Annotated in this window: 23 protein-coding genes; 7 read left to right on the top strand and 16 right to left on the bottom strand. The window is 67.6% G+C overall.

Annotated elements, in window-relative coordinates:
* The first annotated feature begins 28 nt into the window (after positions 1-28).
* The gene (locus BMX78_RS11585; protein WP_091419517.1) at positions 29-565 is read left to right on the top strand and encodes a TetR/AcrR family transcriptional regulator; all 537 of its coding nucleotides are present in this window, start codon (positions 29-31) and stop codon (positions 563-565) included.
* On the opposite strand, the gene BMX78_RS11580 is transcribed toward BMX78_RS11585, so the two are convergent.
* The 3 genes from BMX78_RS11580 to BMX78_RS11570 all read right to left on the bottom strand — a co-directional run bounded on the left by BMX78_RS11580 (position 562) and on the right by BMX78_RS11570 (position 3,753).
* Positions 562-1,752 carry a 4-hydroxybenzoate 3-monooxygenase gene (locus tag BMX78_RS11580; protein ID WP_091419516.1) on the bottom strand — a complete coding sequence of 397 codons (1,191 nt, stop codon included), beginning with the start codon at positions 1,750-1,752 and terminating at the stop codon, positions 562-564. The genes BMX78_RS11585 and BMX78_RS11580 overlap by 4 nt on opposite strands.
* A 116-nt stretch (positions 1,753-1,868) precedes the next feature.
* A complete protein-coding gene (locus BMX78_RS11575) occupies positions 1,869-2,612 on the bottom strand; it encodes an IclR family transcriptional regulator (protein WP_091419653.1) in 744 nt (247 codons plus the stop codon).
* Between the two features lie 37 nt (positions 2,613-2,649).
* Positions 2,650-3,753, bottom strand: coding sequence for an FUSC family protein (locus BMX78_RS11570; RefSeq protein ID WP_091419515.1), 1,104 nt, complete (start codon positions 3,751-3,753; stop codon positions 2,650-2,652).
* Between the two features lie 161 nt (positions 3,754-3,914).
* On the opposite strand from BMX78_RS11570, the gene BMX78_RS11565 reads away from it, so the two are divergent.
* The 6 genes from BMX78_RS11565 (at position 3,915) to BMX78_RS11540 (ending at position 10,200) form a co-directional block, all read left to right on the top strand.
* A complete protein-coding gene (locus BMX78_RS11565; protein ID WP_091419514.1) occupies positions 3,915-4,751 on the top strand; it encodes an ACT domain-containing protein in 837 nt (278 codons plus the stop codon).
* Positions 4,752-5,080: 329 nt separating this feature from the next.
* Positions 5,081-6,442, top strand: a complete 1,362-nt coding sequence (locus tag BMX78_RS11560) for an MFS transporter (protein WP_091419513.1) — start codon at positions 5,081-5,083, stop codon at positions 6,440-6,442.
* Positions 6,443-6,521: 79 nt separating this feature from the next.
* The gene (locus BMX78_RS11555; RefSeq protein WP_091419512.1) at positions 6,522-7,202 is read left to right on the top strand and encodes a GntR family transcriptional regulator; all 681 of its coding nucleotides are present in this window, start codon (positions 6,522-6,524) and stop codon (positions 7,200-7,202) included.
* Complete coding sequence (locus BMX78_RS11550) at positions 7,202-7,987, top strand: aspartate/glutamate racemase family protein (protein ID WP_091419511.1); 786 nt, start codon at positions 7,202-7,204, stop codon at positions 7,985-7,987. Before BMX78_RS11555 ends, BMX78_RS11550 begins: the two co-directional genes overlap by 1 nt.
* 33 nt (positions 7,988-8,020) lie before the next feature.
* On the top strand, positions 8,021-9,448 hold the full coding sequence (locus BMX78_RS11545) for an amidohydrolase family protein (RefSeq protein WP_091419510.1): 1,428 nt from the start codon (positions 8,021-8,023) through the stop codon (positions 9,446-9,448).
* Positions 9,449-9,456: 8 nt separating this feature from the next.
* Positions 9,457-10,200, top strand: coding sequence for a maleate cis-trans isomerase family protein (locus BMX78_RS11540; protein ID WP_091419509.1), 744 nt, complete (start codon positions 9,457-9,459; stop codon positions 10,198-10,200).
* Between the two features lie 10 nt (positions 10,201-10,210).
* Here the strand turns inward: BMX78_RS11540 and BMX78_RS11535 are convergent, their stop codons facing one another.
* The 13 genes from BMX78_RS11535 to pcaG all read right to left on the bottom strand — a co-directional run bounded on the left by BMX78_RS11535 (position 10,211) and on the right by pcaG (position 21,532).
* Positions 10,211-11,128: a diacylglycerol/lipid kinase family protein gene (locus BMX78_RS11535; RefSeq protein WP_091419508.1), complete on the bottom strand. Its 918-nt coding sequence runs from the start codon at positions 11,126-11,128 to the stop codon at positions 10,211-10,213.
* An 83-nt stretch (positions 11,129-11,211) separates the two neighbouring features.
* Complete coding sequence (locus BMX78_RS11530; RefSeq protein WP_091419507.1) at positions 11,212-12,585, bottom strand: NAD(P)(+) transhydrogenase (Re/Si-specific) subunit beta; 1,374 nt, start codon at positions 12,583-12,585, stop codon at positions 11,212-11,214.
* The gene (locus BMX78_RS11525) at positions 12,582-12,902 is read right to left on the bottom strand and encodes an NAD(P) transhydrogenase subunit alpha part 2 (protein ID WP_091419506.1); all 321 of its coding nucleotides are present in this window, start codon (positions 12,900-12,902) and stop codon (positions 12,582-12,584) included. The genes BMX78_RS11530 and BMX78_RS11525 overlap by 4 nt, the downstream gene beginning before the upstream one ends.
* Complete coding sequence (locus tag BMX78_RS11520; protein ID WP_091419505.1) at positions 12,902-14,071, bottom strand: Re/Si-specific NAD(P)(+) transhydrogenase subunit alpha; 1,170 nt, start codon at positions 14,069-14,071, stop codon at positions 12,902-12,904. The genes BMX78_RS11525 and BMX78_RS11520 overlap by 1 nt, the downstream gene beginning before the upstream one ends.
* Before the next feature lie 164 nt (positions 14,072-14,235).
* Positions 14,236-14,562 (bottom strand): MmcQ/YjbR family DNA-binding protein, encoded by a 327-nt coding sequence (locus BMX78_RS11515; RefSeq protein WP_091419504.1) that lies wholly within the window; start codon positions 14,560-14,562, stop codon positions 14,236-14,238.
* Between the two features lie 119 nt (positions 14,563-14,681).
* A complete protein-coding gene (locus BMX78_RS11510) occupies positions 14,682-15,494 on the bottom strand; it encodes an IclR family transcriptional regulator domain-containing protein (protein WP_091419503.1) in 813 nt (270 codons plus the stop codon).
* Positions 15,495-15,516: 22 nt separating this feature from the next.
* On the bottom strand, positions 15,517-16,200 hold the full coding sequence (locus tag BMX78_RS11505) for a 3-oxoacid CoA-transferase subunit B (protein ID WP_091419502.1): 684 nt from the start codon (positions 16,198-16,200) through the stop codon (positions 15,517-15,519).
* Position 16,201: 1 nt separating this feature from the next.
* Positions 16,202-16,903 carry a 3-oxoacid CoA-transferase subunit A gene (locus BMX78_RS11500; RefSeq protein ID WP_091419501.1) on the bottom strand — a complete coding sequence of 234 codons (702 nt, stop codon included), beginning with the start codon at positions 16,901-16,903 and terminating at the stop codon, positions 16,202-16,204.
* A 5-nt stretch (positions 16,904-16,908) separates the two neighbouring features.
* Complete coding sequence (locus BMX78_RS11495) at positions 16,909-18,126, bottom strand: thiolase family protein (protein WP_091419500.1); 1,218 nt, start codon at positions 18,124-18,126, stop codon at positions 16,909-16,911.
* Positions 18,127-18,212: 86 nt separating this feature from the next.
* Complete coding sequence (gene pcaC, locus BMX78_RS11490) at positions 18,213-18,674, bottom strand: 4-carboxymuconolactone decarboxylase (RefSeq protein WP_091419499.1); 462 nt, start codon at positions 18,672-18,674, stop codon at positions 18,213-18,215.
* Positions 18,671-19,489 carry an alpha/beta fold hydrolase gene (locus BMX78_RS11485; RefSeq protein WP_091419498.1) on the bottom strand — a complete coding sequence of 273 codons (819 nt, stop codon included), beginning with the start codon at positions 19,487-19,489 and terminating at the stop codon, positions 18,671-18,673. Before BMX78_RS11485 ends, pcaC begins: the two co-directional genes overlap by 4 nt.
* Entirely contained in the window at positions 19,482-20,930 is a 1,449-nt protein-coding gene (locus tag BMX78_RS11480; protein ID WP_091419652.1) for a lyase family protein, read from the bottom strand. Before BMX78_RS11480 ends, BMX78_RS11485 begins: the two co-directional genes overlap by 8 nt.
* Positions 20,931-20,974: 44 nt before the next feature.
* The gene (gene pcaG, locus BMX78_RS11475; RefSeq protein WP_091419497.1) at positions 20,975-21,532 is read right to left on the bottom strand and encodes a protocatechuate 3,4-dioxygenase subunit alpha; all 558 of its coding nucleotides are present in this window, start codon (positions 21,530-21,532) and stop codon (positions 20,975-20,977) included.

Here is a 21,532-nt window from a genome sequence, read left to right as displayed (position 1 = left end):
AACCGGAAGAGGCAACTACACTGAGCGCATGCCTGACCGCCGGACCCAACTGCTGGATGCTGCCCTCACGGTGGTGGCTGCCAAGGGAATGAAGGGCCTCACCCACCGGGCGGTTGATGCAGCAGCGAACCTGACGGAAGGCACCACGTCCAACTACTACCGGAACCGCGCCACCCTCGTTGAAGCGGTTCTGGACCGCCTGGAGCAGCTGGACGCGGCACTCCTCCAGGACCAGGGGCCGGCCGGTCCCCCGCAGAACATTGAGGAGCTGGCAGGTCAACTGTCCGCCCTGGTGACCGCCCTGGCCGGCCAGCACGCAGGCCTCACCCGCGCCCGGCTGGCCCTCTCGCTGGACAAGCCCGAGTCGGTAACAGCCGGGCATTTCCGGCTGGTCGGCGGACTGGAACAGGCCCTCGCCGCGCTGGGGATGGCCGACGCACCGGCCCGTGCCCGGGACGTGGCTGATTACGGTGACGGCGTGCTGCTCCATCTGCTCACCGTCAGGCGCGATGAGCAGCCTGATGCTGCAGCCATCGCTGCAGCAGTCCGGCGGCTGCTGGGTTAACTCGCGCCCGGCCAGCCGGTGTAGGCCTCGGCGAGGTAGGCCATGCCGTGCCGGGACGTCACCACAGAGTGGAGTTCACCCAGCTGCCGGGCGCGGGAGAAGTCGCCGGCGCCGGCGGGGGTGTGCAGCATGGTGGTCATCCAGTAGGAGAACTGCTGGGCCTTCCATACGCGCTCCAGCGCGCGGTCGCTGTAGGTCTCCAGCAGCCGGTCCGAGCCGGAGTTGTAGTGGCTGTCCAGCCCTTCGAAGAGCACCTTGACGTCATGGATGGCCAGGTTCAGCCCCTTGGCCCCGGTGGGCGGAACCGTGTGCGCGGCGTCCCCTGCAAGGAACAGGTTGCCGTGCCGCATGGGAGTGTGGACGAAGCTGCGGAACGGCAGCACCATCTTCTCGATGACCGGCCCCTCCTTCAGCTCAAAGCCGTTGCCGTTGACCCGGCTGCGGAACTCGGCCCAGATCCGGTCGTCATCCCACTCCGCCACGTTCTCCTTGGGATCGCACTGGAAATACATCCGCTGCACCGTCTCGGTGCGCTGGCTGATCAGGGCGAAGCCGTTGTCCGAGTTGGCGTAGATCAGCTCATCCGAGCTGCGCGGCGCTTCGGCGAGGATCCCGAACCAGGCGAAGGGGTACTCGTGGAAGTACCACTTGCGGTGCGCCTCCGGAATCTGGAACCGGCAGTGGCTGCGGGAACCGTCCGCGCCCACCAGGAAGTCCGCCTGGATCTCGAACTCCACCCCGTCGGCGTCGGTGAACCAGACCTTGGGTTTGCCCTCAAGATCATGGACGGAAGTGTCCGTGACGCTGTAGCGGACGTCGCCGCCGTCGTCCTTCCTGCGTGCGGCGAGGTCCAGGAAGACATCCGTCTGCGGGTAAAGCCACACGGATTCGCCCACGAGGTCCTTGAAGTCCACGCGGTGGCTCTCGCCGTTGAAACGCAGTTCGATGCCGTCATGCCGGTCGCCCTGGCGCAGCACCCGGTCCGAGACTCCGCTGTCCACCAGCAGGTTGACGGTGCCGTGTTCCAGGATGCCGGCGCGGACGGTGTGGGCGATGTCCTCGTGGCTGCGGACTTCGATGACCGTGGACTCGATGCCCGATTTCGCCAGCAGGTGGGAGAGCATCAGCCCGGCGGGCCCGGCTCCCATGATGGCCACCTGGGTGGTGATGGTCTTGCGTGCTGGCATGGCGTGTCTCGCTTCGTTGCGGGGCTCCGCGGGGGCGGTGCCGGGTTGGTGGGTCTGGCCATCAGTGTGCTCCACCGACGGTGATTCCCGACACGGAAATTCCGTTGAATGGTCCGCTAGGAGTTGGCCAGCTGGCGGGCGATGCCGCGGGCAGCTGTCTGCAGCGCCGGCACCAGCGCCTGCAGGCGCATCTCGCGCAAAGGAACCACGACGCCGAGCGATGCCACCGCACGTTGCTTGCGGTTGAGCACGGGGACAGCAATCCCCCAAGTGTCCGGATCCACCACACCTTTCAGTTGGGCGAAGCCCTGATGGGACGTTTCGGCCAGCAGGGTCCGGACGTCCTCCTTGGTGAGCTTCCCGTCGGGATCAACGAACTGGTCCAGGTATTCGGCTTGGAGCGACCTGTCCTGGTGGGCCATCAATGCCAGCCCCGCGGACGAGATATGGACCGGCATCCGGCCCGCCACCTGGGCGCGGTTGGCCACCGAACCGCGCCGGGACAGCCGCTCCACAAAAAGCGCCTCCCAGCCGTCCAGCACCGCCAGGTTCACGTTCTGGTTCAGGACGTGCTGGATGTCCTCCATAAACGGCATCGCGGCCTGGCGCAGCGCCAGCGCCGGGGACGTCCGGTTCACGAGCTCCCAGAGGCGGAGTCCCGGCTGGACCGTACCGCCGGGGCCGGTATCGAGCAGTCCGTGTCCGGCGAGTTGGCGGACCAGGCGGTGGGTGGTGGTCAGTGGCAGCCCGGCGCGTTCGGCGAGTTCGGAGAGCTGGAGCGCGCCCACGTCCTGGGGGAAAGCCGCGATCAGGCGGACAATCCGGTCCACCACGGAGTCGCCGGAAGGGGAATTGGCCACCACGCACCCCGTTTCCGTTCAATGGACTGCTTCCAGCCTACCCCTGCCGCGCCGGCGGAGACTGAGCCACCTTGCCGGGACCCGTCGTCGTACGTTCCCGGAACCGGCGCCAGGCTCCCGGCGCCAGCACTACGGAAATGCCGACGGCGGCCCCGATCACCGTCTCGATGATGCGGTCCCGGAGCAGGATGTCGGGCGGGGACGGCACCACGAGTAGGGTGGAAATGAGGGCAAGGGGCGTCACGAAGAGTTGGGCGAGCAGGTACTGGCGGATGATGAACATTTCGGCCCCGAACTGGCACAGGGCCATCACCAGCACGGTCTGCCAGGGCTCCAGGTGCAGCAGCACAATCCCGGCCAGGATCACCAGTCCAAGGATGGTGCCGATGATCCTTTGGATGCCGCGGCGGACGCGGTGCCGGGTGGTGTGCCCCACCAGCGGCACCACGGCAGCGACCATGGCCCAGTAATTGTGCCCGAACCCCAGCAGCTCCCCCGCCCAGGTGGCCAGGGAGCCGGCGAGTCCGGCGGCGATGAGGTAGCCCAGGCCCTCCAGCCAGGCCGCGCGTTTCTCGTTGGGCGTGCGACGGACGCGCCGGGGCCGGACCCACGGGGTCCGGTGGCTGGGCAGGACCCTGGCAGAGAAGCCGATCAGCAGGCAGAACGCAGAGGTGAGCACGGCCACCAGCATGGCCTGCCACAGCGGCGGTTGGTTGGGAATGGAGGCGATGGCCGCAAACGCGAAGATATGGAACAGCGAGCCCGCGGGACGGATCCGCCACCAGGAGATGATCAGGGAACAGGCGCCGGCCACGAGGGTGGTGGCGGGAACCAGGAGCCAGGCCGTGCCGGCACTGTCGAGGTTGAGGGCTGTTGCAGTCCGGGCCGCGAGCGTGGCCAGCAGGATGACGGTCAGCATCAGCAGACCGGCGCGCAACTGAAGTGCGAAGCGTGTGCCGTGGGGCTCGCCGCGGCCGTAGATGCCGGTGAAGGCGCCGAAGGACGCGAAGATGGCCAGGTCCAGCCGCCCCAGGAACACCAGCGTGAGGAGCGGAACGAAGACTCCCACGGCGCACCGGAGCGCGGGGTGGTGGTCCTTGTTGCCGGGACCAATAGTGAACATCTCGGCGAGCAGCTTCAAGGGGCGGCGCCTTCCTGCGGGGCGGGTGGATTTCTATCGGGCGGCCGCGCTGACGTTCCTGCTAAATCCTACGGCGCAGCCCTCCGCAGCCGGATATGGCGTTCCCATGAATGGAACCATGGGGCAACACCACCGAAACAGCCCCGTCCGATGCTTGAGGCATGAAGCCTCCCGCACGGAACACGCCCGCGGCAGAATTGAGCTGCGAAGTCTGCGGCATGATGCCCGAACCTCCCAAAGCACGGCTGACCTTGGCCAACGTGGCCGTGATGCTGCCCATCGAGCTCCTGGTGCACGCCGTGGTGGTGGAGACCCACCTGCCGTACGTGGCCAAGGTGCTGGTGCTCACCCTTACTGCCACCGTGCTGGTGATCTGGGTGGCAGAGCCGTCGGCAGCCCGGATCCTGCGCGGCTGGCTGCACGCGCCGGCGCTGCGCCACCGGCGGAAACTGGGGGCGGCCGCTGCCCTCTGGCGGGCCCGGACCGTCCTGCCCGACGAGCCGGGTTCCCTGCAGAAGCTCACCCGGGCGCTGGCCAGGACAGGAACCAACATCCTGAGCATCCACGTGCACCCGGTGGCGGGCGGTGTCCTGGACGAGTTTGTCCTTTCGGCTCCGGGACACCTGGGCGAACGCGAGCTCCTGGACGCGCTGGAGGACGGCGGCGGCACCCGCACCCATGTCTGGCCCACCACCGCCCTCGCCATGGCCGACGGGCAGACCAAGGCTCTCAGCCTCGCCGCCCGGATCGCGGACGCGCCGGACGAGCTTCCGCTGGCGGTGGCCGAGCTGCTGCAGGCAAGGATCCTCACCCCTGCGGAGGCGGCGCTGGAGAAGCACGACGCCGGGACCCTCCTGAAGATCCCCACCGCCTGGCATGGCCCCATCACCTTCGTCCGGCCCGGGGAACCGTTCACGCCGGCGGAATCGGCCCGCGCCCACCGGCTCGCAGAGCTCGCCGAAATCCTGGCGCACAGGCGGGCGGGCTCTCCCCACTAGCCGCCCGCCCAACTAAGTAGCGCTAAGTGTCGTTTTCGAGCTTCATAACGACACTTGGCGCTACCTGGTTGGGATTTGGGGCAGTCACAATCGGTATTTAGCGGGGTCTCCACCCGCAGAATGCGAAAACCCTTGACAGTGGCGCGGGTCACTCCTACCTTTGATTTTGGGATCCCAAATTGGGATCCCAAAAGAGATCATCCGTCCGGCGCTCCGGATCGCCGTACTGATCCTGTCTTACTCTCTGCGGGCCTTTCACCTTGCCATCCCGGTCCGCACACACAATTCGTACTTTCCCTATCCGTAAACTTCCCCGTGAAGGAGAAGCTGTGTCCATCCCCAACACTGAAACAACGCCGGCAGCTGCCGAAGGCACTACCGGCAAACCATCAAGCGAACCCGGCAAGGACGGCGTGCAACGGCGCACTGCCGTCCGCTGGAAGCTCTTCCTGCTGCTGCTGGTCCTGGTTGCGGTTAATTACATAGACCGCGGTTCGATTTCCGTTGCGCTCCCGATCATCCAGAAGGAGTTCAACCTCGCTCCTGAACTGGTGGGCCTCCTGCTCTCGGCCTTCTTCTGGACCTACGCCGTGATGCAGATCCCGGTGGGCTGGCTGATCGACAAGTTCGGGCCCCGCAAAGTCATGACCGCCTCCTGCATCGGCTGGGGCGCCGCCACCGCCGCCTCAGGCATGGCCGGCGGATTCCTCAGCATGTTCATCGCCAGGATGGGCATTGGAGTCACCGAAGCCGGTGTAATGCCTGCCGGCGGCAAACTCAACGCGATCTGGATGCACAAGTCCGAACGCGGGCGCGGCGCCACCATCCTGGACGCCGGTGCGCCACTCGGCGCCGGGCTTGGCGGCATCATCATTGCAGCCCTGATCGCTTCCACCGGCAGCTGGCGCTGGTCCTTCGTCGTCGCCGGTGCCGCCACCGTGCTGATGGGCCTGGCCGTCTGGTGGTACGTCCGCGACAACCCCCGCGAGCACCGCGGCGTCAACGAGGCGGAAGCCGCCTACATCGAGGCCTCGCACGCGGCAGAGGACGCCGAGGCAAAGCTCGACGGCGGTCAGGGCAAGCGGGCACTGCTCCCCTACCTCAAGTTCCGTTCCTTCTGGGCGATGTGCCTGGGCTGGCTGGGATTCAACGGCGTGTTCTACGGCCTGCTGACCTGGGGCCCGCTCTACCTGGCCCAGGCCAAGGGCTTTGACCTGAAGACCATCGGCTGGTCCACCTTCGTCATCTTCGGTGCAGGCTTCGTCGGCGAAATCATCGGCGGCACCATCGCCGATAAATGGCGGGCAGCCGGCGCCTCGGCCAACCTCGTCATGCGCACGCTCCTGGGCATCTCCAGCGCCGTGGTCATCGGCGGCCTGGTGGGCGTCACGGTTGTTGCAGACCCCACCACCGCCGTCGTACTGCTCTCCCTGGTGATGTTCTTCCTGCGCTGGGTTGGCCTGTTCTGGAGCATCCCCTCCATCCTGGGCGGGCGCACCAACGCCGGCGTGCTGGGCGGCGCCATGAACTTCAGCGGCAACATTTCCGGCTTCGTCACACCCATCGCCGTCGGACTCATTGTTGGCGCCACGGGCTCCTACACCTGGGCGCTGCTGTACTTCGTGGGATCCGCAATCATCATGGGCGCTTCCGTCCTGACCCTGAATTACAACAAGCGGCTTCCTGTCTAAGCTGGCCATCCGAGGCAATACGCAATCCGCGCCCCGCTGCCGGGAGCCGTGTCATACCAAGAATCGAAAATGGAGCATCATGCTGACCGCAGAAGAGACCCAGGACAAGGACCGCCCCCTTCGCGAGACTGTCCGGGACACCCTCCGCACCCGGATTTTTGAAGGACACTACGCTCCCGGCACCCGGCTGGTGGAACGCGACCTCGCAGCAGAATTCTCCGTGTCCCGGCTGCCGGTCCGTGAAGCGCTGCGCATGCTCCGCCAGGAAGGCCTCATCAGCGACCGCGGGGCGCGCGGAGCCGAAGTCAGCTCACTGAGCCCCAAGGATGTGGAAGACCTCTTCGACGTCCGCCAGTCCCTGGAAGTCCTGGCGTGCCGGCTTGCAGCACAACGGGCCACCCAGAAGGACCTCGCCTACCTGTTGGGACTCCTGGACAGCGCCGAAGGCTTCCTGGCCAAAGGGGCCGTCATGGAGGCGCACCGGGCCAACAGTGAATTCCACGATGCCATCACCGGCATCGCGGACAACAATTTCCTCAAGTCGGCCCTGGAGCCCCTTCAGGGCCGGATGCACTGGTTGTTCCGCCATGTCAGCGACCTGCCCGAACTCATTCACGAACACCGCGAGCTGTACGCGGCAATCGCCAGCGGAGACCCGGACCGGGCCGCAGCACAATCCGCGTCCCATATCGGCAAGTACCGCGAGCAGTTTCCCGAGGACTTCCAGAAAACCGAACCCCAACTCCACCGGAAGAAATAATGCGACTCCTGGTCATCAACCCCAACATCAGCGACGATGTCACCGCCCTGATCGAATCCGAGGCCCTCCGCTCGGCCGCGGCCGGCACCGAACTGCTGGTGCGTACCGCAGGCCACGGCGTGGAGTACATCGAGACGCGCTTTGAATCCCTGCTCGCCGCCGGCGCCGTGGCCGAAATCATCGCGGAGCACACCCGCCCGGGAGCCGAGTCCGTGGACGCCGTTGTGGTGGCAGCCTTCGGCGACCCCGGCATGCCGGCGCTGAAGGAACTCACTGGCGTTCCCGTCGTCGGCATCACCGAGGCTGCCCTGTGCGCGGCTGCGCTGCAGGGCCACCGTTTCTCCATCATCGCCATCTCGGACCGGATCAAACCCTGGTACCGCGACTGCGTGGAGCGGTTCGGCCTGGCCGGAAGGCTGGCCTCCATCAGGTCCATCAACGAATCGCTCAACAGCATCGGCTCCGTCCAGCAGGACTTCAAGGAAACCCTCCTGGCACTGAGCCGGCAGGCCGTCGCGGAGGACGGAGCCGACGTCGTTATCCTCGCCGGAGCCCCGCTCGCGGGACTCGCCCGGGAACTCGCAGGGCAGATCCCCGTGCCTGTGGTGGACGGGATCTCCGCCGGCATCCGGATGGCCGAGGCGGTGGCAGGGCTCCAGTCCGGACCACACCGCGCCGGCGCCTTCGCTCCGCCGCCCGTCAAGGGCCGCAATGGACTAAGCGAAAACCTGGACGCCGCCCTCTCCGCCCGCCAGCACGCCGCCCATCCGGCACCAACCGCCTAACCCCGACGCCTCATTTCGAGAAAGAGGACACCGATGTCCCGCCAGCCAGACCTCGTCATTGCCAACGCCACCGTAGTCAACAGCTCCGGCCGCCGGAACGCCCACATCCTGGTGCAGGACGGCCTCATCACCCAACTCCTCGACGCAACCGAAGCCGTGCCGCCCGCTGCACGGATCATCGACGCCGCCGGCCGCCTGGTGATTCCCGGCGGAGTGGATGGCCACTGCCACGTAGCCCAGGTAACGGGCCGGTTCCGCACCCTGGACGACTACCGCACCACCTCCACCGCGGCCCTGTGGGGCGGCACCACCACCATCATCGACTTCGGCATCCCCCGCGACGCCCAGGAAACACCCCTTGCCGCCGTCCTGCACAAGAAGGAACTGGCCACCGAATCCAGGTGCGATGTGGCCCTCCATGGGGCCGTCATCAGCTGGGACGAAACGGTGCCGTGGCAGCTGGAGCAACTCGCCGCCGAGGGGGTGCGTTCGGTGAAGATGTACACCACCAACCGCGGCACCACCATGGCGGACGGGGACACCATCCTGAAAGTCATGCGGGAGATGGTCCGCCTGGACGGGCTGACGTACATCCATGCGGAGCACGATCCGATCATTGCGGACTGCACGGAGCAGCACGCCCAGGACGGACGTATCGGCATCACGCACCTGCACCGGACCCGGCCCGAACTCGCCGAGGAAATTTCGGTCAAGGAAACACTGGCGATGGCCGAATACACCGGCGCTCCCGTCTACTTCGTCCACCAGTCAACACCGGGCGCCGTGGACCTGGTGACGGAGGCACGGGCCCGGGGCCTGGATGCCTTCTCGGAAACCTGCCCGCACTACGTCACGCTGGATGACTCCGTCTACGGGTCAGCCTTCCCGGAATGGTTCGCCTGCTGCCCGCCCATGCGCGACGCCAAAACGGTGGCCGCCCTCAAGGAGCGGCTCGCCTCGGGGGCCATCCACACGATGTCCTCGGACCACTCCTGCTACGACCTGTCCCAGAAACGGGAGCGCACCGACGACGTGCGGGCCATGCCACACGGCCTGCCCGGTGTGGAAACCCGGATGCCTGTCACGTTTACGGCCATGACCTCCGCCGGCGCCTCAGTGGAGGACTTCGTTGAAGCCTTCTCGGCTGCCCCGGCACGGATTAATGCTGTCCCGGGCAAGGGACGCATTGCCGAAGGATTCGACGCCGACCTGGTGGTCTTCGACCCTGCAGAAGAACGTGTGGTGGACGGCACCGCCCTGCACATGGGAACGGATTTCTCGCCCTTTGACGGGAAGGCCCTGACCGGCTGGCCCGCCGTCGTTGTTTCCAACGGCCGGGTGGTGCTGGACAGCGAAGGTTTCCACGACCCCGGCGCCGCCGGCCGCTTCATCCCCCGCAACGGCTTCCGAAAGCACCAGGCCACTCCCGCCGTCCCCGCCCACGCCGCCGCAGCCCTCTAGGAGTCCCCGTGCCCTCAACAACCCGCCCCATCCGTATCGGCATGATCGCGCCGTCCTCCAACACCTGCCTTGAGCCCCAGACCTACCGGATCCTGGGCTCCCGCACCGACGTTACCGTCCATTTCACCCGGATCCCCGTCACCCGCATCGCCCTGGATGATTCCTCCGACCGGCAGTTCGACCCCGCCGTGATGCGCGAGGCTGCCCGGCTCCTGGCGACGGCGGATGTGGACGTCATTGCCTGGAACGGCACCTCCGGCTCCTGGCTGGGATCAGCCCACGACGAGGAACTGGTGCGGGAAATCACCGACGCCACCGGCATCCCCGCCACCACCTCCAGCCTGGCGTACCTCGAGGCATTCCGGGCCTTCGGCACCGAGCGGATCGGCCTGTTCACGCCGTACACGGAGGACGTCAACCACCGGGTCATCGCCGCCTACGAGCAGGAAGGGATCAAAACCGTGGACCACCGTGCCCTGGGCTTGAGCGACAACGAATCCTTCGCGCGCGTGACCGACGACGAGATGCTCCCGGGCTCGCGGGAGCTGGCGGCCGCTGCGCCGGATGCCCTGGTGTATCTGTGCACCAACCTCTACGGCGCCAACATCGCCGCCGGCATCGAGGAAAGCACCGGGGTGCCCGTGCTGGATTCGGTGGCCGTGACGCTATGGCATGCCCTCAAGCTTTCCGGGGCACCGCTGCTGGACCCGCGGTGGGGGAAACTGCTGGCCCAGCTACCGCCGAAGGGTTAGAGCCGCAGCGTTACATCCGCAGGGTCAGGGCGGACGGCTCCATGGTCATCAGGACGTGTTTGCCCTTGCCCTCGTGGTCGCCGTCGAGCTGGTAGTCGTCGTTGTGTTCCAGGGTAACTTCCACGGTTTTGCCCTGGAAATACTCCACCGCGGTGTCCTTTCCGCGGCCCTTGCCGATCATCCCCGCGAGCACTGAGAGCCAGCCCAGCTTTCCGTGGTGGGGCGCCAGGACGGCAACGTCCAGCAGCCCGTCATCCACTTTGGCGTCCGGAAAGATTTCCAGCCCGCCCTGCACCTTGCCGCAGTTGCCCACCATCACGCTGCGGACGCCGCGGTGCACCACGGTTTGGCCGTCAATCACAATGGTCGCTTTGACCGGCTTGCCGGGCAGGTTCCGGATGCCCGCATCCACGTAGGCCAGCCACCCCACCTTGTCCTTGAGGTCCTCGTTGGTGTCGGCCATGATGGTGGCGTCGTACCCCACCCCGGCCATCACCAGGAAGAGCTGCTCCTTGTCCGGATCGCTCCGGCGGGCCCGGACGACGTCGATCTTCCGCTCGGTGCCGATCAGTGCACCGGCCATGGCGCCGTCGTAGTCCGTGACATCCATGCCAAGGTTGCGGGCCAGGAGGTTTCCCGTGCCGAGGGGAAGCAGGCCCATCGGGGTGTCTCCGCCGGACAGGACCTCCGCCACGCACCGGACCGTCCCGTCGCCGCCCGCGGCAATCACGATGTCCGCGCCCTGGGCGAGCGCTTCCTTGGCCTGCCCGACGCCGGGATCCTCCTTGGTGGTTTCGAACCAGAGGGTTTCGCCCCAGCCATTCTCCACGCAGTGCTTGGCCACCAGGCCGCGCACGTCGATGTCCACCGGCTTGGCAGGATTGATGATGATGGCTGCGCGGCTGGGGGCAGTGGAATTGGCAGTCATGGCGTCCTCTGGTGGCGGATGGAAAGGCTACTTCTCAAAGAAGAGTAACCCGCCGGGCGGGAGGTGCGGTGCAGCACGGCAGGCTACAGCGTTTTCACCGCTCCAAGGACCTGAGCCAGGGAGTCCTTGGCGTCGCCGAAAAGCAGGGACGTCTGTGGCTGGTAGAGCAGATCGTTCTCGATCCCGGCGAAACCGGGCCGCATGGACCGCTTCAGGAACACCACCTGACGGGCATCCGCCACCTCCAGGATGGGCATGCCGTAGATGGGCGACCCGGAGGACGTCTTCGCCGCGGGGTTCACAACGTCATTGGCACCCACCACCAGCGCCACGTCCGCCGTTTTGAACTCCGGATTAATCTCGCCCATCTCCTTAAGCGATTCATAGGGCACATTTGCCTCGGCCAGGAGCACGTTCATGTGCCCGGGCATCCGGCCGGCCACCGGGTGGATGGCGAAGTCGACCTCAATGCCGCGAGCCTCCAGCGCCAGGGCCAGTTCGGCCGCGGTGTGCTGGCCCTGCGCGACGGCCAGGCCGTACCCGGGAACGATAATCACCCGCTGCGCGTAACCAAGCAACACGGCCACGTCCTCGGCGCTGGAGGACCTCACGGGACGCTCGCTCACGGCGGTGGATCCCGCCGTCGAACCTCCCCTGAAGGCGCCGAACAGGATGCCCGCCACGCTGCGGCCCATGGCGGCCGCCATGGCGCGGGTGAGGATGGTACCGGAGGCGCCCACCAGGGTGCCCGCCACCACCAGCAGCACGTTCCCAAGGACCAGCCCCGAGGCCGCGACGGCCAGGCCGGTGAAGGCGTTCAGTAGCGAGATAACGATCGGGACGTCGGCTCCGCCCACGGGAAGCACGAGAAGAACCCCGGCGGCGAGTCCCAGTACCAGCAGCAGCACTGCGAGCGCGGATGAACCCGTGAGGATGACAGCGACGCCGGCCGCCACCGCCGCGATGAGCACCGCCGTCATGACTGCCGGCAGGCCCGGGAACACCACCGGACGGGTGGTCATCAGCTCCTGCAGCTTGGCAAAGGTGACGCCGGAGCCGGCGAAGGAAACGGCACCGACGAGGAGGGTGAAGACGATGGCCAGGCGCACCCAGGGATCGTCCGCGTGGCTCAGCTCCAGGAGTGCCACGAGTGCGGCGGCGCCGCCGCCCACCCCGTTGAACAGCGCGACCAGCTGCGGCATCTGCGTCATTTTCACGCGCCGCGCCACCGGCGCCGCCACTGCCGCACCCACAGCTATGGCGGCAAGGATCCAGGGGATGTTCTCCAGCCGGGAGGACAGGAAAACAGCGACGACGGCGATCAGGGCTCCCAGCGCCCCGATCAGGTTGCCGCGGCGGGCGGTGCGCGGGGAGCTGAGGCCGCGCAGGGCCAGGATGAAGCAGACGGCCGCGGCCAGGTAGAGCAGCGAGGACCAGACGGGATCGAGGATGGTCACTTGCCGCCAACCTTCCCCGCGGCGGCTTTTGTGCCCACTTCCTTTCGGGCGTGGAACATATGCAGCATCCGGTCGGTCACCACAAAGCCGCCCACCAGGTTGGCAGTGGCCAGGACGACGGCGAGCAGGGCCACAGCGAGCACCCACGGGTCCGCTGCCTGGCCGGCCACGATGATGGCCCCCACCAGGATGATCCCGTGGATGGCGTTTGCGCCGGACATCAGCGGCGTGTGCAGGGTGCTGGACACCTTGGAGACCACTTCGAAGCCAACAAATACCGCCAGGACAGTGATGGTCAGCAGGCTGATCCCGTCCATCAGAGCACCCCTTCCCGCCGGCTGCCGGCTCTGGCCGCGAGCAGTTCGGCGGTGGGCTGGTGCCGTACCGCGCCGTCGTGTGCCAGGCAGGCTCCGGCGAGCACTTCGTCGTCGAAGTCCAATGCCAAAGCGCCGTCCTTGATCATCAGGGCCAGCAGGTTGGCCACGTTTTTGGCATAAAGACGGGAGGCGTCGGAGGCCATCGCCGACGGTGCGTCCTTCAGGCCCACCAGGGTGACATGGCCGGAGCCGTCCGCGGTGGGGACCGGAATGTCCTGGCCGGGGACAACACCCTCCACGTTGCCGCCGGACTCGGCGGCGAGGTCAACAACAACCGAGCCGGGGCGCATGCCCTGCACCATCTCGGTGGTGACCAGGAGCGGTGCGCGCCTGCCGGGGACGGCCGCCGTCGTAATGAGCACGTCTGCCTGCGCCACATGGGGGGCGAGCAGCTGCCGCTGCCGCGTGCCGGCGTCTGAGCTGAGCTGGCGTGCATAGCCGCCGGCAGCCTCCGCGGTTTCGAGGTCCAGCCGGATGAAAGTGCCGCCCATCGAGGCCACTTCATCTGCGGAAGCGGGGCGGATGTCGTTGGCGAAGACGCGGGCGCCGAGCCGTTTTGCCGTACCGATGGCCTGCAGGCCGGCCACTCCGGCGCCCAGGACCAGGACCCGGGCCGGCGGCACGGTCCCGGCTGCCGTCATATACAGCGGAAAGAACCGGGGCAGCCGGATGGCGGCTTCCAGCACGCAGCGGTACCCGGCGACGAGCGCCTGGGAACTGAGGGCATCCATGGACTGGGCGCGGGATATGCGGGGCACCAGTTCGAGGGCAAAGGCTGTGACGCCGGCGTCCGTGAGGGCCTCCACCGTCGGGAGTTCGGACGACGGCGACCCGAGCCCCGCCGTGACCGCTCCCCTTTTCAGGGACCTCACGGTGTTCGGGTCAAGGGGGCGGACATGGGCCAGGACATCCAGCTGCGCCAGGTCCAGCTCCGGGACCACCTGCGCTCCGGCCTGGTTGTACGCCGTGTCCGCGTGGCCGGCGGCGTCACCCGCGCCCGCCTCGACCAGCACGTCCACGCCCAGCGCCACCAACTGCTTGACCGACTCGGGTGTGGCGGCCACCCGCCGTTCACCCTCCCGGCGTTCCCGCGGTATGCCCAGTTTCACCCGCCGACTCCCATCGCTGCACGAGTGCTTCGCCGCCGCCCCTGTTTTCCCTGGTGGACCAGGGGGCTTCGCGGAGCGGCGCTGCTGCACGTAGTTGGCTAGAGTCTATGGCCCGTACCCCTGTGGCGGGAGTGGTGCGGCCGGCTTGGGTGGCAAAGAGTTACCTAGTGGCTGCCCGGCTTCCCTCCCGCTTTCCCTCCCGCCAGGCGGTACGAGTCCTCCAGCAGTTCCTTGAGCAGCTTCCCGTCGATCCGCTCGAGCCGGACCAGCACCAACTGGGGTGAGCGCTCATGATGGGGCGTCCAGAAGAAAATCTCCGGCTCGGTGCCGGCCAGGGCTTCACGCTCTTCTGTCTTGACCGTGAGGACTCCCGGTTCCCAGATCCTGGCCATCAGGGTTTTGGCGAACCACGCCGCCTGGCCCCAGCTGGGCCGCTCTGAGACACCGGGCAGTGCCAGGGCAGCTTTTCTGACATCAGCTTCGGTAGCCATGGGCCACAGTCTGCGCTCTGTGTACCGGCCTGCGCAATGAGGCCGGGTTCGGTGCGCAGGGGCAGTCCGTGCGCACCGAAAGGTTCGCTGGGTGCACCCTCCCGCGGGCTAAGCCCCTGTTACCCCCGGGCAGTCAGGTCCGCGGAGACAAGTTTCGCCGTCGCCACGATTTCCCGGGCCACTGATGCCAGGTAGGCGTCGGGGTCCGGCTGGGCCGCCACCGTCTGCGCCTGCAGGGAGACGTTGACGGCGGCCACTACCTTTGGGCCGTCATACACGGGCGCCGCCACGGACATGAGGCCCAGTTCCAGTTCCTGGTCCAGCAGGCACCAGCCCTGGGCGCGGACCGTGTCCAGCACTGCGAGCAGCTCTTTGGCAGTGCCGATGGCCCGCGGTGTGAGCGGTTTGATCTCCGCGGCCGCCAGGTATGCCTTCAGGTCCGCGGGCGGCAGGCCGGCCAGGAGCACCCTGCCCATGGACGTGGCATAGGCCGGGAAGCGGGTGCCCACGGTGATGCCCACGTTCATGATCCGCCGCGTGGTTACGCGGGCGATATAGGCGATGTCCGTCCCGTCCAGCACCGCCGCGGACGTTGATTCACCAAGCTTCAGGGACAGCTCCTCCAAGTGCGGCTGCGCCAGCTGCGGCAGCGACAACCCGGACAGGTACGCATACCCGAGCTGGAGCACCTTGGCGGTGAGGGCGAAGGTTTTGCCGTCAGTCCGCACGTAGCCCAGCTCCACCAGGGTGTGCAGGAACCGCCGGGCCGTTGCCCGGGTCAGGTCCGTCCGGGCTGCCACTTCGGTGAGGGTCATGACCGGGTGGTCCGTATCAAACGCGCGGATCACGGCCAGCCCGCGGGCCAGCGACTGGACGTACTGGTCGCTGGCCTGCGGTGCAGCCGGGGTGTCTGTGCGGACGGCGTTGGTCATGGTTACCAATCCTAGGGTGGACTCAGGCAGCTCTGGCGGCCGTGAGCGGGACCGGCACCAGTTCCTGGAGTTCCTCGAGGGTGCAGCCGAAGGTTTCGCGGACGGTGACGCCTTCGGGGCCGGTGAGGAAGACTGCTTTGTCGGTGTAGACGCGGGTGACGCAGCCGACGCCGGTGAGCGGGTAGGTGCAGGTGTCCACGATCTTGGACGCGCCTTCGCGGGTCAGCAGGGTCATCATGACGAACACGTCCTTCGCGCCGGTGGCGAGGTCCATGGCACCGCCGACGGCGGGAATCGCCCCGGGTGCCCCGGTGTGCCAGTTCGCCAGGTCACCGGTGGCAGAGACCTGGAAGGCGCCCAGGACGCAGATGTCCAGGTGCCCGCCGCGCATGATCGCAAACGAGTCGGCGTGGTGGAAGTAGGACGCCCCGGGCAGTTCGGTGACCGGGATTTTGCCGGCGTTGATGAGGTCCCCGTCGATCTGGTCGCCGTCGGCGGCGGGTCCCATGCCGAGCATGCCGTTCTCCGTGTGGAGGGTGATGTCCTGGTCGTCGGTGAGGTAGTTGGAGACCAGGGTGGGCTGGCCGATGCCCAGGTTCACGAACGAACCGGGGGCGATGTCCCTGGCCACGAGGCGGGCGAGGTCATCCCGGCCCAGTGGCGTGGCGGAGGTCTGGATGGATGTTTCGTTGGACTGGATGCTCATTTCAGGCCACCTTCTCGTTCGTGCCGGCGGTGCGGCTCTCTGAGGCCGCCACGCGGACCACCGTATTGACGTAGATGCCAGGCGTGACGACGTTCTCCGGGTCCAGCGACCCGGTGGGGACGACCTCGGAGACCTGGACGATGGTCCGCTTCGCGGCTGCGGCCATGATGGGGCCGAAGTTCCGGGCGGTCTTGCGGTAGACCAGGTTGCCCTTCCCGTCGGCCTTCAATGCCTTGATCAGGGCGACGTCGGCGTGGATGGGTGTTTCGAAGACCTGGCCGCGGCCGTCGATGATGCGGGTTTCCTTGCCCTCGGCGAGCATGGTGCCGTACCCAGTGGGGGTGAAGAACCCGCCGATGCCTGCTCCGGCGGCGCGGATGCGCTCAGCGAGGTTGCCCTGCGGCACCAGTTCGAGTTCAATCTCGCCGGCCTTGTACTTGGCATCGAAGTGCCAGGAATCGGACTGCCGCGGGAAGGAGCAGATCATCTTCTTCACCCGGCCTTCCTTGATCAGCAGGGCAAGGCCCTGGTCGCCCTGCCCGGCATTGTTGTTCACCACGGTCAGGTCCCTGGCTCCGCATTCGAGCAGGGCGTCGATCAGTTCGAACGGCTGGCCGGCGTTGCCGAACCCGCCGATCATCACCGTGGAACCGTCCTTGATGCCGGCCACGGCATCGGCCACGGTGTCTACAAAATTCAGCATCTCTCTCAGCCCTTCACACCAGCAGTTACGTTTTCGAGCACCACGGCCAGGCCCTGGCCCACGCCGATGCAGATCGCGGCGACGCCCCAGCGCTCCCCGGAGGCCTGCAGGGACCGGGCCAGGGTGCCCAGGATCCGGGTGCCCGATGCACCCAGCGGGTGGCCCATCGCGATCGCCCCGCCGTGCCGATTCACAATCGAGGCATCGATGTCCCAGGCATTGATGCAGGCCAGCGACTGCGCGGCGAACGCTTCGTTAAGTTCGACAGCGCCCACCTGGTCCCAGCCGATCCCCGCCTTCGCCAGCGCCTTGTTCGCCGCCTCAACCGGGGCGTAGCCGAAGTACTGCGGATCATTGCCGTGCGCGCCGCGCCCGGCAATACGGGCCAAGGGCTCGAGCCCGAGCAGCCCGGCGGCAGCCTCGGACCCCACCCAGGCCGCAGAGGCGCCGTCGGACAGCGGCGACGCGTTGCCGGCGGTGACCGTGCCGCCCACCTCCGCGCCCTCAGGCTCTGAACGGAACACCGTCTTCAGTGCCGCGAGCTTCTCCGCGGTGGAGCCGGGGCGGATGCCCTCGTCCCGGACCAGGTCAGTGCCCGGCACGGGGGCGACGAGGTTGTCGTAGAAGCCCTCGTCCCATGCCGCGGCGGACAGGTTGTGCGAGTTTGCGGCGAACTCATCCTGCGCCTGCCGGGTCACCCCGTACTTCTCGCGGAGCCGCTCGGTGGCCTCGCCCAGGGAGATGGTCCACTCCTTGGGCATCGCCTTGTTCACCAGGCGCCAGCCCAGAGTGGTGGAGGCCAGGGTCATGTCCCCGGCCGGGTACGGCTTCTCCGTCTTGGGCAGCACCCACGGCGCCCGGGACATCGACTCCGCCCCGCCTACAAGCACCACGTCCGCGTCCCCGGCGTTGATCTGGCGCGAGGCAATGATCGCAGCATCCAAAGAGGACCCGCACAGCCGGTTCACCGTGGTCCCCGGAATGGACACCGGCAGCCCGGCCAGCAGGGTGCCCATCCGGGCGATGTTGCGGTTTTCCTCGCCGGCGCCGTTGGCGTTGCCGAACACCACCTCATCAATCCGCTCCGGATCCAGCCCGGGGGCGCGCTTCACGGACTCCCTGATCACGTGCGCGGCAAGGTCGTCCGGGCGCACGGCGGCAAGGCCGGAACCGAACTTGCCGAACGGGGTGCGCACGGCATCGTACACAAAAGCCTGATTCATGATGCTCCTCTTAATTCTGTCTGTGGCCACCCAACTAAGTAGCGCTAAGTGCCGTTTTGGGGGTTCAAAACGACACTTCGCGCTACCTAGTTGGGCTGGGGTTCGTCGGTACGGGTGCTGTCCAGGTCAGTACTGTCCATGTCATGGAAGACCTGCTGGGCAGTTTTGAAAGCGGTGTTGGCGGAGGGGACGCCGCAGTAGATGGCCGTCTGGAGCAGGATTTCCTTGATCTCGTCCTTGCTCAGGCCGTTCGTGAGGGCGGCGCGGATGTGCATGGCCAGCTCTTCCCAGTGCCCGTGCGCCACCATCGCTGTGATGGTGACGGCGGACCGCATCTGCCGGGTCAGGCCCGGCCGGGTCCAGATGCCACCCCAGGCGATCCGGGTGATCATGTCCTGGAAGTCCTCGGTGAACTCATCCTTGTTGGCGTTGGCCCGGTCCACGTGCGCGTCGCCCAGGACTTCGCGGCGGACCACCATGCCGCCGTCGTAAATTTCCTGGCTGCTGGCGCCGGGCTGGACCACGCCGTGCCGCTTCGTCCCGCTCACTTGGCCGCCTCCCGCGATTCAGCCCAGGCCAGGAGCCCGCGCATCAGCTCCGCAAGGTGGGCGGGCGCCTCGGCGGGGGCGAGATGAGCCACTCCCTCGAGCGTGACGGCGGTGGCGGTTCCGCCGCCCGCGGTGATCCCCGTGGCGACTTCCTCGGCCATCGCGGGCGTGGCCACGCCGTCCAGCGCCCCCGCAATGACCTGCGTGGGAACGCGGATGCTGCCGAGTTCGTTGCGGACGTCAAAAGATGCCAGGGCCTCGCAGCAGAAGGCGTAGCTGAAGCGGTCGGCGTCGCGCAGGGCATGCAGGAGCCTGCTGCTCAGCTCAGGCTCGCGGTCCATAAACCCGGGAGCGAACCAGCGCTCGGCCGAACCCTGGATCATCACGGGCGTGCCCTGGTTGCGGACCATTTCTGCCCGTTCCAGCCAGCCTTCCGGCGTGCCGATCTTGGCTCCGCTGTTCTGGACGGAGAGGCTCTTGAGCCGCTGCCCGTGCTTGATCCCGAGCTGCAGGCCGGTGGCGCCGCCCAGGGAGACCCCCGCGTAGTGGAAGGCCTCGCCGGGGGCGATGGAATCCATGAGGTCCACCACCGCGTCCGCCAGCGCTGCCACGTCAAACGTTTCCGTCGCCGCGGGCGAGACACCGTGGCCCGGCAGGTCCCAGGCCACCACGTCGTAGTCGGTACCCAACAGCGAGGCCGCCCTGTTCCACAGGATCGAGGAGGTGCCCAGGGACGGGCCCACCACCAGCAGGGGGTGGTCGCCCAGGGGCCGCTGGGGTGACAGCAGCGCTGCCTTCAGGACTGGTTTAGCCACGGGAAGCTCCGTTCGCATCGGTATCGGCAGGTGAATTGGCAAAGTCCGGGTACGCGGCAAGGATCCGCCGGGAGATCTCCGCGGCCTCGCCGAGGTAGCTGGCCGGGTTGAGGAGTTCCTCCAGCCGGACGTCCGGCAGGACCGACGCCGGAACGGCCTCACGGAGCAGCTTGCGGTAGGTGGCAGCCTGCTCCGCCGGCTGCGCTTGGAGGGTCTGATCCACCACGCCCTGGAGCTGCTGCTTGCCGTTGAGCCCGTCCTTGTCCTCAAGCAGAGGCGCCACCGCAGCCCCGACGCCCTCGGCCAGCAGCAGCGGGCCGGCCAGGTCCAGGTTGCGGCGCATGCCGTCCGGGAAAACCTGCAGCCCCTCGGCAAGCTCCCGGACGTGGCCGGCAGCGCCGAGTGCCAGTGCCAAGACCTGCCGGAGCGCAGGCCACTCTGCGTGCCAGGCTCCGTCCGGCCGTTCGTCGTTGAAGTTCGCGGCCGCCAGGTGCAGCTGGGCTGCCAGGGCCGGAGCCTGGAGCGCGGCGCTGCGGACCAGCACGGACAGCACCGGGTTCTGCTTCTGCGGCATCGCCGAGGAAACGCCCCTGCCCGCGGCCCGCGGCTCGGCCAGTTCGCCCACCTCGGGCCGGCTCAGGAACAGGACATCGGCCGCGATCTTGCCGCAGGCATCCAGCACCGAAGCCAAGGCATGGCCCAGTGACGTGATGGTCAGCCGGTTGGTGTGCCACGGCGCCGGCGCAGGGGCGAGCCCCAGCTGGGACGCCAGGGCATCGGCCAGGCTGAACGGCGTGGCGGACGAGCCGGACGTCAGGACAGTGCCGGCGGCCAGCGTTCCGGCCGCACCGCCGAACTGGACCGGGAACTGCAGCGTTTCAAGTTGCCGGCCCGCAGCCCCGACGCCGTGGAACCACTGGGCGGCGCGCAGGCCGAACGTGAACGGCAGCGAATGCTGGGTCAGGCTCCGTCCCACGCACAATGTGTCCGCATGCTGCTCCGCCAAGGCGGCGAGCGCCGCGGTGGTGCCTTTCACGTCGGCCAGCAGCGCCTCAACGGTGTTGCGGGCGAGCAGCATGAGTGCGGTGTCCAGGACGTCCTGGCTGGTCAGCGAGGTGTGCACCGCTTTTCCGGCTCCGGAATTGCCGGTGTCGAGCGCTGCCACCTGCTCGCGGAGGTCGGCCAGCAGCGGGATGACGGGGTTGCCGCCGCCCTGTGCACGGCGGGCGATGTCCGCAGCATCGTAGCGGCCCGCTTCAGCGGCGGAGGCGACGACGGCGGCCGCACCGCCAGGTGCCAGGCCCGCCTTTTCCAGCACGGCAGCCCAGCCGGACTCGACGGCGAGGATCGCCGCCAGTACCGCGCGGTCCCCCGTCAGCGCGCCGACAAGCGGCGACGCCGAGACAGGGCTGAGCAGGCCAACGTCGCCGTCGGACCCCACACCGCGGGCCGAGTAGGCCCCGCCTGCTGAACTGGCCGCGTCAGTCACTGGAAGTCCAGGAAGACTGTCTCGCCCTCACCCTGAAGGCGGATGTCAAAGGTCAGGCCGCCGTCGGGATCGCGCCGGGCGATGAGCGTTGTGCGGCGCTCGGGCTCCAGCGAGGTGAGCAGGGGATCATTGGCCAGCGCCTCGGTGTCCTCCGGCAGGTAGATCCGGGTAAACAGGCGGTTGGTCAGGCCGCGGGCAAAGATGGCCACGGAGATGAACGCCGCTGCCCCGGGCTTGGTGGGACCCGGATTCACGGTGGTAAAGGTGTACACGCCGGAGTTGCCCACGGCGCCGCGGCCCCAGCCGGTGAAGGTGTACCCGTCGCGGACCAGGGAACCCGTCTTCTGGACGATCCTGCCCTCGGAGTCGGGCTGCCAGATTTCCAGGATGGCGTCCGGGATGGCCTGGCCGGATCCGTCGTACACGGTGCCCTGCAGGCGGATGGAGCCGGGCGAGCCGGGCGCGAGGAGTTCGTTGTCCTTTTCGTACGGCAGGGCGTAGCCGTAGAACGGGCCCACGGTCTGGCCGGGGGTGGGTACCAGTTTGGTGCTCAT

The sequence above is a fragment of the Arthrobacter sp. OV608 genome, from assembly GCA_900110595.1.
In the GTDB taxonomy this organism is placed as follows: Bacteria; Actinomycetota; Actinomycetes; order Actinomycetales; family Micrococcaceae; genus Arthrobacter.
This window is presented reverse-complemented; position numbering and strand designations above follow the sequence as displayed.

What these genes read in the sequence shown, in the direction of transcription:
- BMX78_RS11585 (WP_091419517.1), top strand. Translation starts at nt 29, where the DNA reads ATGCCTGACCGCCGGACCCAACTGCTGGATGCTGCCCTCACGGTGGTG.
- BMX78_RS11580 (WP_091419516.1), bottom strand. Translation starts at nt 1,752, where the DNA reads ATGCCAGCACGCAAGACCATCACCACCCAGGTGGCCATCATGGGAGCC.
- BMX78_RS11565 (WP_091419514.1), top strand. Translation starts at nt 3,915, where the DNA reads ATGAAGCCTCCCGCACGGAACACGCCCGCGGCAGAATTGAGCTGCGAA.
- BMX78_RS11555 (WP_091419512.1), top strand. Translation starts at nt 6,522, where the DNA reads ATGCTGACCGCAGAAGAGACCCAGGACAAGGACCGCCCCCTTCGCGAG.
- BMX78_RS11550 (WP_091419511.1), top strand. Translation starts at nt 7,202, where the DNA reads ATGCGACTCCTGGTCATCAACCCCAACATCAGCGACGATGTCACCGCC.
- BMX78_RS11545 (WP_091419510.1), top strand. Translation starts at nt 8,021, where the DNA reads ATGTCCCGCCAGCCAGACCTCGTCATTGCCAACGCCACCGTAGTCAAC.
- BMX78_RS11535 (WP_091419508.1), bottom strand. Translation starts at nt 11,128, where the DNA reads ATGACTGCCAATTCCACTGCCCCCAGCCGCGCAGCCATCATCATCAAT.
- BMX78_RS11525 (WP_091419506.1), bottom strand. Translation starts at nt 12,902, where the DNA reads ATGGACGGGATCAGCCTGCTGACCATCACTGTCCTGGCGGTATTTGTT.
- BMX78_RS11515 (WP_091419504.1), bottom strand. Translation starts at nt 14,562, where the DNA reads ATGGCTACCGAAGCTGATGTCAGAAAAGCTGCCCTGGCACTGCCCGGT.
- BMX78_RS11510 (WP_091419503.1), bottom strand. Translation starts at nt 15,494, where the DNA reads ATGACCAACGCCGTCCGCACAGACACCCCGGCTGCACCGCAGGCCAGC.
- BMX78_RS11505 (WP_091419502.1), bottom strand. Translation starts at nt 16,200, where the DNA reads ATGAGCATCCAGTCCAACGAAACATCCATCCAGACCTCCGCCACGCCA.
- BMX78_RS11500 (WP_091419501.1), bottom strand. Translation starts at nt 16,903, where the DNA reads ATGCTGAATTTTGTAGACACCGTGGCCGATGCCGTGGCCGGCATCAAG.
- BMX78_RS11495 (WP_091419500.1), bottom strand. Translation starts at nt 18,126, where the DNA reads ATGAATCAGGCTTTTGTGTACGATGCCGTGCGCACCCCGTTCGGCAAG.
- pcaG (WP_091419497.1), bottom strand. Translation starts at nt 21,532, where the DNA reads ATGAGCACCAAACTGGTACCCACCCCCGGCCAGACCGTGGGCCCGTTC.